The organism is Flavobacterium bernardetii, assembly GCF_011305415.1.
GTDB lineage: Bacteria > Bacteroidota > Bacteroidia > Flavobacteriales > Flavobacteriaceae > Flavobacterium > Flavobacterium bernardetii.
The window spans coordinates 135,676-150,336 of sequence record NZ_JAANOQ010000001.1 but is presented as its reverse complement, the minus strand read 5'-3'; the positions used below and the strand labels follow the sequence as shown (position 1 = coordinate 150,336).

Sequence of the window (14,661 nt, the reverse complement as noted above, 5' to 3'; positions counted from 1 at the left end):
AAAATCGAAATTCCCAAATAGTAAATTGTAAATTCGCAAATCGTAAATCCAAAATCGTAAATCCAAAATCGTAACTCGTAAATCCAAATGAAATTCCAAGTAGTATCCGATTATGTTCCAACAGGCGATCAACCTCAAGCTATTGAAAAATTAGCCGCAGGAATTCGCAATGACGAAAAATACCAAACTTTATTAGGAGTTACAGGTTCAGGAAAAACATTTACGGTAGCGAATGTGGTTCAAGAAGTTCAAAAACCAACCTTAGTTTTAGCACACAACAAAACTTTAGCCGCGCAATTGTATTCGGAATTCAAGCAATTTTTCCCGAATAATTCCGTACAATATTTTGTTTCGTATTACGATTATTACCAACCAGAAGCCTTTATCCCGGTAACTGGAACTTACATAGAAAAAGATTTATCTATCAACGAAGAATTAGAAAAACTTCGTTTAAGCACCACTTCTGCCCTACTTTCAGGTCGTAGAGATATCATAGTGATTTCATCCGTTTCGTGTTTATACGGAATTGGAAATCCAGTAGAATTTCAAAAAAATGTAATTAATATCGAAAGCGGTCAAGCCATTTCTCGAACCAAATTATTACATCAATTAGTTCAAAGTTTATATGCCAGAACAGAAATGGAATTCACTCCAGGAACGTTCCGAATCAAAGGCGACACCGTGGAAATTTTCCCAAGTTATGGCGATGAACCTTTTCGAATTCACTTTTTTGGTGATGAAATTGAAGAAATTGAAGCTTTTGATTTTAAAACTTCTCAAGTTTTAGAAAAATACGAAAAGCTAAGCATCTATCCCGCAAACATGTTCGTGACTTCTCAAGACGTGCTACAAAAAGCCATCTGGGAAATCCAACAAGACATGGTGAAACAAGTGGAATATTTCCGAGAAATTGGAAAACATTTAGAAGCCAAACGACTAGAAGAACGAACGAATTTCGACTTAGAAATGATTCGTGAATTAGGTTATTGTTCTGGAATTGAAAATTATTCACGTTACCTTGATGGTCGTGAACCTGGAACGCGACCTTTCTGTTTATTAGATTATTTTCCTGACGATTATTTAATGGTTGTCGATGAAAGTCACGTTACCATTTCACAAGTTCACGCGATGTATGGCGGCGACAGAAGTAGAAAAGAAAATCTAGTAGAATACGGTTTCCGATTACCAGCTGCGATGGACAACCGACCTTTAAAATTTGAAGAGTTTGAAGCGTTGCAAAATCAAGTCGTTTATGTTTCAGCAACGCCAGCCGATTATGAAATGCAAAAATCGGAAGGAATATTTGTGGAGCAAATTATTCGTCCAACTGGACTTCTAGACCCCATTATAGAAATTCGTCCAAGTGCGAATCAAATTGACGATTTAATTGAAGAAATTCAATTGCGTTGCGAAGCTGACGAACGTGTTTTAGTCACTACTTTAACCAAACGTATGGCGGAAGAATTGTCAAAATATTTAACTAAAGTTTCTATCCGTTGTCGTTACATTCACTCGGATGTGGATACTTTGGAGCGTGTGGAAATCATGCAAGATTTACGTAAAGGCGTTTTTGATGTCTTAATTGGTGTCAACTTATTACGTGAAGGTTTAGATTTACCCGAAGTGTCGCTAGTAGCCATTTTGGATGCCGACAAAGAAGGATTTTTACGAAGCAAACGTTCACTTACACAAACTGTTGGTAGAGCTGCGAGAAACATCAATGGAAAAGCGATAATGTATGCTGATAAAATCACAGCAAGTATGCAACACACCATTGACGAAACCATTTACCGACGCGAAAAACAAACGGCTTACAATACCTTACACGGAAAAGTACCGCAATCTTTAAATAAAAGTTTAGGAAACGCGTTTAATGCTAATTCGGTTTCTACTCAATACTACGAAAACCAAGCCTACAAAGCCGCTGAACCCGAAAGTGAATACCTAAGCAAACCTGAAATCGAAAAGAAAATACGCGACAAACGCAAACTCATGGAAAAAGCCGCCAAAGAATTAGACTTCATGCAAGCCGCTAAGTTTAGAGATGAGATTAAGGAATTGCAGGAGAAGTTGTAGGATTTTTATATATTTGGAAAACGTTACCTGTAACAAATCGCGATAATTTATCCGCAAGACCAAAATTACATTTAAAAATTATTATGAGTATAGATTGGAATTGGTTTTTTAGCTCATTTTGCCAAAGTGCTGCTGCATTGATTGGTATTATTGGTGCTTTTATAATTTCAAGGTTGTTAGGTCTTGGAGAAAAAATAAATGCAACAATTTGACAATTTGACAATTATGTAATTGAATCAAATAAAATAATATCAAGTATATCAAACAGACGTTTCTATTGGTATACTAAAACTATAGTTCGTTATGATCAAGATATTAAAGACGGAATTAAAAATGGTGATTATGAGAACTTGACAAAGGACGAAATAATTAACAAAATTATTGAAGCTGATGAAAGACTTTACAAAGTTGACAATGCTATTATTGAGGCATTTGACGAACTATATAAAAACCATAAACCAGCTCCAAAAGGAGGATTTGCAATACTACCGCAAATAGATATTTATCCTGATGGAATTTGGACAAGGATAAATCAAGAAAAGGATAATATTAACCAACTTGAAGTAGAAGCAAATAGCTTAATAGAGTATTTCCATCAAAATCTACAAGAACTAAATTCATTTGAAAATACTATTAAACCATTAAAAATTATAATTAAGATGTTAATGATTGCATTTCCGTTAACAGTAATTTATCCATTGCATTTTATGCCAATTGCTACAAATCAAAATCCAGAAATAACATTTAATTTAATAACTATAGTTGAATCATTTTTTTCTCTAAAGTTTATTTTATTGTCAATTTTCTTTTTTACTATTGAGGGGATTTTTTATTATTTTTTAACCTTAACAAACGAATTGGCTAAATCACTAAAAAGCGCAAAAGAAAATAATTCTAATAATTTGAGAGATATAAAATATTATTCTGAATATTTCTAAATTTGAAATAGCCCGCTACCGCGCGAAATGAAATTCGACGAAGTCAATCTTTCGCGTGGCATAAAATAATCAAAAACAAATCCACGCGAAAGGGTTCAAGCGCCAGCGAACTTACGAAGCTATCTTTGCTAAGTTTGCCGCATTTCTTTAAACCATTAATTTGTTTTAAGTTGAAAAATCTTACATTAGCAAAAATTTAAAATAACATTTAAAAAATTATAGCTATTATGAGAAATTTTCTGTCAACCCTTATTTTTGCAATTTTACTATCAGGGTGTAATCAAGGCACACAATCAAAAGCTGCTAACGAAAGTAAATCGGTAACATTTTCTGGTATCGATTCTATTCACTCCAAATCAAAAACAGAAATTGAAAAATACCTAAAACAGCATGATTTTAAATTTCAAAGTTTAGAGGATAGTATTTATAGTTGGAAATCTAAAAAAGATAATGAGGCAATACATTTTAGTGGAACTGGTGCATTAACTTTCCAGACTGAATCTAAATCAAGATATGATTCCTTTATAAATGAAATAAAAAATATGAAATATGAAAATACTGATGTTCAAGACAATGAAACAATGAAGATATTAACTTTTACAAAAGGTGAAAAATCTTTACTCTTATCTTCTATGCAAGATTATGAAAATGGTAAGGGTATGTTTACTTTAACTTTTATGGACTTCGATTTAATAAAATAGAGGATTTACTTCTTCAGTTCGGCTAAAGTCTAAAAACAATCCCTACGCTAGCGCGAGCATCTTGCTCGTGCTTTTTTTATATCTACAAATTAAAACCTTGTAACAAAAAAATTAAAATTAAAAAAATGTTACAAAAATGGTAACAAAATTTTCAAAATAAAAAATTTGTTACCAAAAGTGTAACAAAAAATTTAAAAAAAATAAAAATGTTACAAATCTTGTTTCAAAAAAAAATAAAATAAAAAAAGGACACGTATTTTGTGTCCAAAAAATAAAAAATAAAAAAAAGACACAAAAAGTGTAGTCATGGTCGGAAGAAATTTCCGACCATTTTTTTTATGTTTTAAAAACTTTATCTGGGTCGCCACCTGCAAATATTATTAATATAACCGTTATCATATCTCGAAGTTCCATTGCAATACGTCTTTTTGCGGTTTTGTACCCTAGATTATTAGCTTTTTTATAGATTAATAGCAACATTGATGCAATCATGGTCATATAAACCATTACTTCAATACCATTTTTATTTAGCGAAACCAAATGACTTAGGTTTAGTTCCTGTTTCAGGAACCTGAAAAACACTTCAATATCCCATCTTTTGCGATAATAATCGGATACTTCTCTTGCAGAAAGCTCAAATTCATTGGTCAGAAACCACATTTCCTTGTTTTGTTTTTCGTTTTTGATAACCACTAAACGAAACTCTTTTTCTACTAACTCCTCCCGATAGTGTATCTTCCCACGCTTATTTTGTATGGGTTTTCCAGTATATAGTTTAACCTTGCTGTCTTTGATAACTTCCCAATCTTCCCATTTTTGAGTATTCTGGGGATCAAGAAAAGATGCGGTTTCTATAAATTTCCGGTTTTCTTTAGATCGAATAATGAATTTAACAGCTTTTTGTTCAAAGTTCTTCATTACGCGAGTGGACTGTAAACCTCTATCAATGATGTAAATATTATCATGATGCTCTTCTTTTTTTACTTGTTCAAGGATAGCTTCTGGTAAAGCAGTTTCTTCGGAAGAATATTTTTGAGCGTTAAACACTTGCACTGCTGAAGGCAAAATTCCGTCGAAGGAAAAACTGAACTTAACGAGTTTCTTTCCGCTTTTTTGTTCGATTCCTTCCTTCATTTTTGATGACGCTTCGGAAACAATCGTACTATCAACCCGTATTAAGTTATATTTTTCTATCTCAGTCTTATCATAAAGACCAGAAAATCGCTCATACATATGCTCGTAGATTTCTTTGAAATAGCTGGAATCTATTTTTGATAATCTTTCCGAGATTGAACTTCTTCGTATTTTTTCATCTTCACCTAAACCAAACAAAGCCTTGAATCCGCTACTATTAAAAGTATCTTCTAAAGTCCTTTGACTTAATTTTTCATTATCATACATACTAAATAACAACAGATAAAACATTTTTTCTCCATGGAGAGTTTTGCTGTAATAATCCACCTTTGTTGTAGCTGAAAGATGGCTCATTAAGGCTTTAGGAATAAACTCTAAAAGAAGTTTAAGTGAAATTTTATGGTCTTTGAAATTCGTCATAAATTACTAGTTTATGGTAATAAATATACGAAAAATTAAATATTAAAATAGGAAATATCTTGTTAAAAATTACAACAAAATACATTGCCTTAAAAGTACTAAGCAAAAAAAGTCGGAAGAATTTTCTTCCGACCATGACTACAAAAAGTGTGTCCTTTTTAAAATTTTTAAAAAAAAATCACAAGTATCTAAACACCTTGAAACAAACATATTGTTGACCATTGAAAAATAAAATTTCATAACTTTGTTTGGATTAGCAATTCGTTTAATTCAATTAAAATATGGACAAATCCAGAATATATCGACTACTTTTTTCAAGCGTTTACCCATTATACATTCAAAAAGTAGAAAAAAAAGGTCGTACTGTAGAAGAATTAAATGCCATTATTTATTGGCTAACAGGTTACAACGAGCAAACCTTACAACAACAAATTGATTTGAAGAATGACTTTGAAACCTTTTTCGCACAAGCTCCACAAATGCATCCAAATGCCTCTAAAATTACTGGTGTAATTTGCGGCTATCGTGTGGAAGACATTGAGGATAAAGTCGTACAACAAGTTCGTTATTTAGATAAATTGGTAGACGAATTAGCCAAAGGGAGAAAAATGGAAAAAATTTTAAGAGCATAAATAATGTTTAGAAATTAAAAAACAATTCGAAAACTTCGAAAATTCGTGGCTAATAAGCTACTTTTGTCCAAAATAAAACCATCATCATGCAAAACATTGAAACTGTATTAAAATTAGAAGACGAAATTGCAATTATTGAAGCAGTTGGAACGCACATTTGGGATAAAAAAGAAAAAACAGATTTAAACAAAGCTGAATTAACTTTCGTTTATGTTGACATTTTTGAAGCAGCAATGAATGAAGGCGGTTTACATTACTTTTTCGATAACGAAAGTGGCGATTTTGCTACTGAAATTATTCAAGCTTATAAAGATATTGATGCAACAAAAACGGCAACTTTATTAACTAAAGCCTTTCAATTATTTACGGTTAAATACACTACAAATACAGAAGATCGAAAAAAAGTAATTGAAAAAATGGACGAAAAAATCATCTCAGGTTGGGAAGATTTAGATGAAATTTTCTTCACAGAAGAAGAGGAAGATGTAGTTGGACTAATTGTGGAATACATCAAAAAGAATAAAACTAAGTTTCTGAACTAATTGATGTAACAAGTTTTAGTTTCCATCGTCTTACTATTAAATTTAATACGAAATCACTTTGGAAACTATATTAAAGATTACCAATTTACATAAAAAATACCGCAAAGTTCATGCGGTAAACAACGTTTCAGTTGAAATTAAAAAAGGAAATGTTTACGGAATTTTAGGACCAAACGGTTCTGGGAAATCAACCACCTTAGGAATTGTACTGAATGTTGTAAACAAAACGTCAGGAGAATTCGAATGGTTTGATGGAAAATATTCTACTCACGATGCTTTAAAAAAAGTAGGCGCAATCATTGAGCGACCAAACTTTTACCCATACATGACCGCAGAAGACAATTTAAAATTGGTCTGCAAAATTAAAAACATTCCATATACTAAAGTTTTTGAAAAACTTGAATTAGTTGGACTTTTAGAAAGAAAAGACAGCAAATTCAAAACGTTTTCTTTAGGTATGAAACAACGTTTAGCCATCGCTTCTGCCCTACTAAACGATCCAGAAATTCTAATTTTAGACGAACCAACCAACGGTTTAGATCCACAAGGAATCAGACAAATTAGAGATTTAATCCGAATTATTGCGAATCAAGGAACTACAATTTTATTAGCTTCTCACTTATTAGATGAAGTAGAAAAAGTGTGTTCACACGTAATTGTAATTAGAAACGGCGTGACTTTATACCAAGGAACGGTTGATGGAATTACAGCTAATGAAGGTTTCTTCGAATTAGAATCTGAAAATTTAGAGCAATTGAAATCGGCTTTACAACACTTTTCTCAAATTGAAAAAATAGAGAAAGACGAAAATAAATTATTAGTGTACTTAAATAATAATTTAGAACCAGCCGAATTAAATTCGTATTTATTCCAACAAAATATCACATTAACCCATTTAGTAAAACGCAAACACAGTTTAGAAGAACAATTTTTAGAATTAACAAAACATTAATTTTGTTGCCTGAGGTTCTCGAAGGCAACAAAATTAATTCAACAATTGCCTTCGAGAGCCTCAGGCAACTTTTAAACTAAATAAACTAAAAAAATGATACGATTACTTTCTATAGAATTACAAAAAATATGGCAAAACCGTTCAAGTAAAATATTAACTATTATTTACTTTTTGTCATTAACTTTATTAGCAACTATCGCCTTAGTTGAATTTGAATTTGGACCCTTTAAATTCAAAGCTGCTGAAAGTGGTTTTTTCAATTTCCCATATATTTGGCACTTTACCACTTATGTTGCTTCGTGGTTAAAAATATTTTTAGCCGTAATAATTGTTTCCATGATTGCCAATGAATACAGTTATGGAACTTTAAAACAAAACTTAATTGACGGAATGTCTAAAAAAGAGTTTTTACTCTCAAAAATTTACACCATCATTTTATTCTCTCTTATATCAACGATATTAGTCTTTGGAATAAGTTTGATATTAGGATTAAAATATTCGTCATTTACTGAAATGAGTATCATTTTTTCTGATTTAGAATATTTATTTGCTTACTTTTTAAAACATGTTGCTTTTTTCTCATTCTGTATGTTTTTAGCCTTATTAATAAAGCGTTCAGCGTTTACGTTAGGTTTCATTTTCGTTTGGTTTATGGCAGAAAACGTGGGACATGCTATTTTAAAATATAATATTTTAGGCTACAAACACGGTGATAAAGATACTGTTGTAATTGACTGGGTAAAAGATGCCTTACCTTTAGAATCTATGTCGAATTTAATTGTAGAGCCATTTACAAGATTGAACTTCATAAAATCGATAACAACAACCGTAGGAGCTAATTTTGAAAACAATTATGACGTGCAACCTATCACAGTTGCTATTGTAATTTTCTGGACAACTTTATTCTTATTTTTATCATTTTACATTCTTAAAAAACGAGATTTATAGTATCTTTGCAGATGCTATGAAAAAAATACTATTTATACTTTTTAGTTTTTCATTTACAGTTAGTTTTTCTCAAAATATAACTGTAAATGAAACTTTTACCCCTCAACAATTAATTGAAAACATTTTAGTAAACAGCGGTTGTGTTTCGGTTTCAAATTTTTCTACAAGTGGTGGAAATTTTGGTACTGGAGAATTAAGCTATGGCTATTTTAATGCCAATGGTTCCTCATTTCCTTTTCAAGATGGAATAATTCTTTCCACAGGTAAATTAAACTCAGCTGTTGGACCCAACTCAAATTTTTCAGATGATGGAAATGGAATTGGCTGGACAGGCGATTCAGATTTAAATACCGCCTTAGGTTTATCAAACACATTTAACGCTACAGCTTTAGAATTCGATTTTGTACCAAATGCCAATAACATTAGCTTTGAATACATCTTTTCTTCCGAGCAATATTTACTAAATCCGCAACCTAATCAATGTAATTTCACAGATGGTTTTGCCTTTTTATTAAAAGAAGCTACGGCCACAACTTATCAAAATTTAGCTTTAATTCCTGGAACATCAACTCCTGTTCGAGTTAACACTGTTCGCGGAAACGGAACGATTTGTCCATCTGCAAACGATGCCTATTTTGATGCTTTCAATACAGGTTCCTACCCAACTTCTTATGACGGACAAACCAAAGTTTTAACGGCACAATCCGTTGTAACTCCAGGAACTTTATATCATATTAAACTAGTCATTGCCGATGAAGGAAATGGGCGCTTCGATTCAGGTATTTTCCTAAGAGCTGGAAGTTTTATTTCTGAAAAAGATTTAGGTGCTGATAGATTAATTGCCACTGGAAATCCATTATGTAATGGACAAAACTTAACTTTAAATGCAACCCAAACTGGCGCAACAAATTATCAATGGTTTCAAAATGGAAATCCGGTTGGTACAAATAGCCCAACATATAATGTGACTTCAGCGGGAACATATGATGTACAAATTGACATCAATACAAGTTGTACTTTAACAGGTTCTATTGAAATTGAATATGCTCCAAATTTAGTAGTTCTTAAAGATAATTTTAAAGTTTGCGATACGAACAGTGATGGTTTAGCTCCATTTGATTTAGCTACAATTCAAACACAAATTTTCAGCAATTTACCAGCTAATTTTACAGTTGCTTTATTTGATTCGCCAATATCAACTACACCATTACCTTCAAGTTATTCCAATACAACACCTTTTCAGCAAATTATTTATGCTCGAATTATAAATATTCAAAATTGTTACGGAAACACTCCAATTACTCTAAACGTAAATGTATTTTCAGAAACTTTTAGTAATGAAACTATCGGAATTTGTAACAATACACCAACAAATATTAGTGCGCCAAGTGGTTTTTTTAGTTATAGTTGGAATACAAATCCAATACAAACTTCTCAAAGTATTACTGTTTCAAATTCAGGAACCTATATTGTAACGATTACGAATGCTGTTGGTTGTTCAAAAACTAAAACGTTTACTGTAGTAACTTCTGAAGTAGCTACAATTACAAATATTGATGTAACCGATTTTAATGAAGAATTAATAGCAACAATTTCAGTATCTGGAAACGGAAATTATGAATATTCATTAGATGGAATTACTTTTCAAAACAGTCCAATTTTCAATCTATTAGATGCTGGAGAATATACCATTTATGTTAATGATAAAAACAATTGTGGTGTTGTTTTCGAAACATTTTATGCATTAAGTTACCCTAAATTTTTTACACCAAATGGCGATAATTATAACGATACTTGGCAAATTAAAAACTTAGATAAAAAAGGTTTAGAAAATAATAAATTAACTATTTTTGATAGATTTGGAAAACTATTGAAGCAAATAAAAGTTAGCGAAACTGGTTGGAATGGAACATTTAATGGAAACCAACTTTCCTCATCTGATTATTGGTTTGTTTTAGAATTAACCAACGGAAAAACCATAAAAGGGCATTTTAGTTTAAAACGATGATTAGAAACCTACTTTTAGTATTACTTGGAGGCGGATTTGGTAGTATTGCCAGATATTTGTTAAGCTATTTTTTTACCAAAAATAATGCTATCCATTTTCCATGGGCGACTTTTATCGCGAATTCAATTGGTTGTTTACTAATTGGCTTACTTTTTGGTTATATACAAAAAAACAATTTACAAAACGAAACACTAAAACTTTTACTAATAACTGGGTTTTGTGGTGGATTTACCACTTTTTCAACCTTTAGTTTAGAAAATATACAATTCATTCAAAATCAAAATTATAACTTAGCCTTAATTTATACGTTAACATCCATAGTTGTAGGATTTTTGGCAGTTATTATAGGTTTTAAAATATTTAATTAATGACACATTTAAACGAAACTCAAATTACTGAGTTAAAACAACTTTTAGCTAATCCAAAAAAAATAGCCATCATTCCACACAGAAATGTTGATGGAGATGCTATGGGTTCCACTTTAGGTTTATATCATATTTTAAAACAATTAAACCACAATATTACAGTGGTTGTTCCAAATGAAATTCCAGATTATTTACAATGGATTCCAGGAACAAAAGAAGCAACTTTAGTTTACGAAGGTTCGAATGTTGGGCAAGCAATTAAAACATTAATAGAAGCGGATCTTATTTTTACTTTAGATTTCAACGCGTTTCATCGTACTGGCGAACAAATGGAAAGTGTTTTAAAAACGTTAGAAACAACTTTCGTAATGATTGACCACCACGAAAAACCGGATGGGTATGCCAAATATATATTTTCCGATATTGAATATAGTTCTACTTGCCAAATGGTGTACGATTTCGTTCAACAATTAGAAATTAGTCAATATATCAATTTAGATGCAGCAACTTGTTTATATACTGGAATTGCTACAGATTCAGGTAGTTTTCGTTTTCCAAGAACAACAGGAAATTTACACAGAATTGTAGCTGATTTAATTGATAAAGGGGTAAACAATTCGCAAATTCATGTCAATTTATACGATAATGGCGATTATAACAGATTGCAAATTTTAGGAAAAGCTTTAACCAATTTAAAAGTTTTACCAGAATACAAAACGAGTTACATTACGCTTTCGCAAGAAGAACAAAACGCGCTAAATGTAAAAAAAGGAGATACTGAAGGAATTGTAAATTACGGTTTAACAATTAAAGACATTGATTTTACAGCCTTTTTCACGGAAGTAAAAGAAGAAAATATGATTAAAATTTCTTTCCGTTCACAAGGAAATTTTGATGTAAATCAGTTTGCAAGAAATCATTTTAATGGCGGCGGACATAAAAATGCAGCTGGAGGAAAATCTTTTGACAGTTTAGAAGATACTATAACTAAATTTATTACTATTTTAGCAATCGAAAAAAAATAAATTTTTCAAAAAAATGAAAACATTTAAATATATATTAGTTGTTGGCTTAGGCACTTTCTTAACTTCATGTTCAGAACAACAAGCTCGTAAACCTATTTCTCATTCATCTGGTACTTTTATGAAAGAATCAATTGATAGAAATAAAAAAATGAATTCGCAAGAAAAAGAGGCTATTGCTAAAATCATAAAAAAAGATACCGCGCACATTTATAATATTTCTGAAAAGGGATTTTGGTATGCTTATAAAACTAAAAGCTCTGAAAATGTATTTCCAGTAAAAGGTGATGTAGTTACTTTTGATTACGAAGTAACTGATTTATATGGAAACACTATTTATTCTGTTGCCGAATTAAAAACACAAACTTATCACGTTGACAAACAAAATATCATGAGCGGTTTAAGAAATGGTATCAAATTAATGCATAAAGGTGATAAAGTGAAATTTATTTTTCCTTCACAATCTGCATATGGATACCACGGTGATGATAAAAAAATTGGTACAAATCAACCAATTATTTGTATCGTAACGTTAAACGAAATTAAAACAGTAACCCCAGAATAATTAGATTTTAAAATGAAGAGATTATTAATTGCCCTATTTTTTTTAAGTACGATATTACTTTCATGCAACAATAAAATAGAAAAAGGAGAATTACCTGATGGTTTATATGCCTTAATTGAAACCTCAAAAGGAGATATTACCGTAAAATTAGAATTCGAAAAAGTTCCTTTCACCGTTGCCAATTTTGTAACACTTGCAGAAGGAAAAAACAATTATGTAAGTCCAAACTACAAAGGAATTCATTTTTATGATGGGTTAACTTTCCACAGAGTAGAATCAAATCCGCCAATGATTCAAGGTGGAGATCCTACAGCTTCTGGACAAGGTGGACCTGGTTATAAATTTAAAGATGAATTTCATCCCGATTTAAATCACGGAAAAGCTGGAATCTTATCTATGGCTAATTCTGGACCTAACACAAATGGTTCACAATTTTTCATAACAACGGATCAAACATCCTATTTAGATGGTAAACATTCTGTTTTTGGAGAAGTGACTGATGGCATAGATATCGCAAGTACAATTGTAGTTGGTGATCAAATTAACAAAATTAAAATTGTTAGAATTGGTGAAGCAGCAAAAAAGTTTGATGCCGTAAAAGTATTTAAAGAATATTTTGAAAAACAAGCCGAATTACAAAAAGAACTTGAAACTGTAAAAGCAAAAAAAGTGGCTCTAATTGAAGATATTAAAGCTACTGGAACGAAAACAAAATCAGGATTAGTATACAAAATCATTAAATCTGGAACGGGAAAAAAACCAAATGCTGGGCAAAACGTTTTTGTACATTATGCAGGATTTTTTGTAGATGGTACATTATTTGATACCAGTTACGAAACTGTAGCAGAAGAAAACGGTATTTTAGATTTAGCGAGAAAAGAAGCTAATGAATACAAACCATTTCCATTCAGTTACGGAAACAAAACTGGCTTAATTCCAGGTTTTATTGAAGGATTAGAGAATATGAAAATTGGCGACAAAATGGCTCTTATTATACCTAGTCATTTAGGATATGGAGAACAAGGTTACGGAGCAATTCCACCAAATGCAACATTATTATTTGAAATTGAACTATTAGAAAAACAATAAATATTTACCTATGAGAAAGTTATTATTATTATTCTGTGCCTTGACTTTAACAGTTACAGTTGCACAAACAAAAAATGCAAAACCTAAAAAAGTAAATTTAGAAGGCATAATTGCTGAAATTTACACAAACAAAGGAAAAATTGCTTTGCAATTAGAATTCCAAAAAACACCAATTACAGTTGCTAACTTTATCACTTTAGCAGAAGGAACAAATACTTTCGTTACAAACGATAGAAAAGGAAAACCATATTATAATGGTTTAAAATTTCATAGAGTTATTGCTAACTTTATGATTCAAGGTGGTTGCCCATTAGGAAATGGTTCTGGTGATCCAGGTTACAAATTTAATGATGAATTTGATCCAAGTTTAAAACACGATAAACCAGGAATTTTGTCAATGGCAAATTCAGGAGTCAACACTCAAACTAATGGTTCTCAATTTTTTATTACACATAAAGACACACCTTGGTTAGACAATAAACACAGTGTTTTTGGACACGTTATTGAAGGTCAAGCTGTAGTTGATGCTATAGCTCAAGATGATGTAATTGAAAAAGTAGTTATCATAAGAAAAGGAAAATTAGCAAAAGGTTTTAACGCTGTTAAAGTATTTTCAGAATACATGAAATTGAAACCAGAATTAGACAGAAAATTAGCTGAAGAAGCTAAAGTTAAAGCAGACGCACAAGCAAAATTAGATTCAGAAAGAAGACAAAAAGAAGCGCAAGCGAAAGCAATTGCAGATGCGGAAACTAAAGCAAAATTAGGTCCAATTTTAACTGCAAAAGTTGCTGAATTTAAAGCTTTAAAAGCAAAATCTACTACTACGTCAACAGGTTTACAATATAGCATATTGAAAAAAGGATCTGGTGTAAAACCAACTGAAGGAAAAGAAATTTACGTTCATTATGCTGGTTATTTAGAAGATGGAACTTTATTTGATAGTAGCTACGAAGCAATCAATAAAGTATACGGAAAATTTGACCAAAATAGAGCTAATGCTAACGGATACCAACCTTTCCCTTTTCAATACGGAAACAAAGGTGGTTTAATCCCAGGATTTTTAGAAGGAATAAACAATATGAATTTTAATGATAAAGCTATTTTCTTCATTCCTGCAAATTTAGGATATGGTGAAAAAGGTGCTGGAAATGTAATTCCACCAAATAGTAACATTATTTTTGAAGTTGAAATTTTAGAAAGTTTACCAACTGCACCAACAGCTGTAAAACAATAAAACATATATAATTTTAAAAAACTCATCTTGTT

Annotated in this window: 15 protein-coding genes; 14 read left to right on the top strand and 1 reads right to left on the bottom strand. The window is 31.2% G+C overall.

The annotated features are described in order from the left end of the window. Positions 1-87 precede the first annotated feature (87 nt). The 4 genes from uvrB to G6N05_RS00705 all read left to right on the top strand — a co-directional run bounded on the left by uvrB (position 88) and on the right by G6N05_RS00705 (position 3,715). Positions 88-2,076: an excinuclease ABC subunit UvrB gene (uvrB, locus tag G6N05_RS00715; protein ID WP_205729719.1), complete on the top strand. Its 1,989-nt coding sequence runs from the start codon at positions 88-90 to the stop codon at positions 2,074-2,076. Between the two features lie 83 nt (positions 2,077-2,159). Next, complete coding sequence (locus tag G6N05_RS15680) at positions 2,160-2,288, top strand: hypothetical protein (protein WP_262887779.1); 129 nt, start codon at positions 2,160-2,162, stop codon at positions 2,286-2,288. A gap of 138 nt (positions 2,289-2,426) precedes the next feature. Then, entirely contained in the window at positions 2,427-3,014 is a 588-nt protein-coding gene (locus tag G6N05_RS00710) for a hypothetical protein (protein ID WP_166124648.1), read from the top strand. Positions 3,015-3,241: 227 nt separating this feature from the next. Next, a complete protein-coding gene (locus G6N05_RS00705) occupies positions 3,242-3,715 on the top strand; it encodes a hypothetical protein (RefSeq protein WP_166124647.1) in 474 nt (157 codons plus the stop codon). A 336-nt stretch (positions 3,716-4,051) separates the two neighbouring features. On the opposite strand, the gene G6N05_RS00700 is transcribed toward G6N05_RS00705, so the two are convergent. Further along, positions 4,052-5,269, bottom strand: a complete 1,218-nt coding sequence (locus tag G6N05_RS00700; protein WP_166124646.1) for an IS4 family transposase — start codon at positions 5,267-5,269, stop codon at positions 4,052-4,054. A 281-nt stretch (positions 5,270-5,550) separates the two neighbouring features. Here G6N05_RS00700 and G6N05_RS00695 point away from each other — a divergent pair, with 281 nt between their 5' ends. From G6N05_RS00695 to G6N05_RS00650, 10 genes are all read left to right on the top strand, one after another. After that, positions 5,551-5,901: a DUF2200 domain-containing protein gene (locus G6N05_RS00695; RefSeq protein ID WP_166124645.1), complete on the top strand. Its 351-nt coding sequence runs from the start codon at positions 5,551-5,553 to the stop codon at positions 5,899-5,901. Positions 5,902-5,987: 86 nt separating this feature from the next. Further along, positions 5,988-6,443: a DMP19 family protein gene (locus G6N05_RS00690; protein WP_166124644.1), complete on the top strand. Its 456-nt coding sequence runs from the start codon at positions 5,988-5,990 to the stop codon at positions 6,441-6,443. Between the two features lie 58 nt (positions 6,444-6,501). Continuing rightward, positions 6,502-7,395, top strand: a complete 894-nt coding sequence (locus G6N05_RS00685) for an ABC transporter ATP-binding protein (protein WP_166124643.1) — start codon at positions 6,502-6,504, stop codon at positions 7,393-7,395. A 93-nt stretch (positions 7,396-7,488) separates the two neighbouring features. Beyond that, entirely contained in the window at positions 7,489-8,343 is an 855-nt protein-coding gene (locus tag G6N05_RS00680) for an ABC transporter permease (protein ID WP_166124642.1), read from the top strand. A gap of 16 nt (positions 8,344-8,359) precedes the next feature. After that, on the top strand, positions 8,360-10,351 hold the full coding sequence (locus tag G6N05_RS00675) for a T9SS type B sorting domain-containing protein (RefSeq protein WP_166124641.1): 1,992 nt from the start codon (positions 8,360-8,362) through the stop codon (positions 10,349-10,351). Further along, entirely contained in the window at positions 10,348-10,719 is a 372-nt protein-coding gene (gene crcB / locus G6N05_RS00670) for a fluoride efflux transporter CrcB (RefSeq protein ID WP_205729718.1), read from the top strand. The genes G6N05_RS00675 and crcB overlap by 4 nt, the downstream gene beginning before the upstream one ends. Next, the gene (locus G6N05_RS00665) at positions 10,719-11,741 is read left to right on the top strand and encodes a DHH family phosphoesterase (RefSeq protein ID WP_166124640.1); all 1,023 of its coding nucleotides are present in this window, start codon (positions 10,719-10,721) and stop codon (positions 11,739-11,741) included. Before crcB ends, G6N05_RS00665 begins: the two co-directional genes overlap by 1 nt. A gap of 13 nt (positions 11,742-11,754) precedes the next feature. Next, complete coding sequence (gldI, locus tag G6N05_RS00660) at positions 11,755-12,303, top strand: gliding motility-associated peptidyl-prolyl isomerase GldI (protein WP_166124639.1); 549 nt, start codon at positions 11,755-11,757, stop codon at positions 12,301-12,303. A gap of 12 nt (positions 12,304-12,315) precedes the next feature. Then, a complete protein-coding gene (locus G6N05_RS00655) occupies positions 12,316-13,392 on the top strand; it encodes a peptidylprolyl isomerase (RefSeq protein ID WP_166124638.1) in 1,077 nt (358 codons plus the stop codon). A gap of 10 nt (positions 13,393-13,402) precedes the next feature. Beyond that, positions 13,403-14,629, top strand: a complete 1,227-nt coding sequence (locus G6N05_RS00650; RefSeq protein WP_166124637.1) for a peptidylprolyl isomerase — start codon at positions 13,403-13,405, stop codon at positions 14,627-14,629. Positions 14,630-14,661 lie beyond the last annotated feature (32 nt).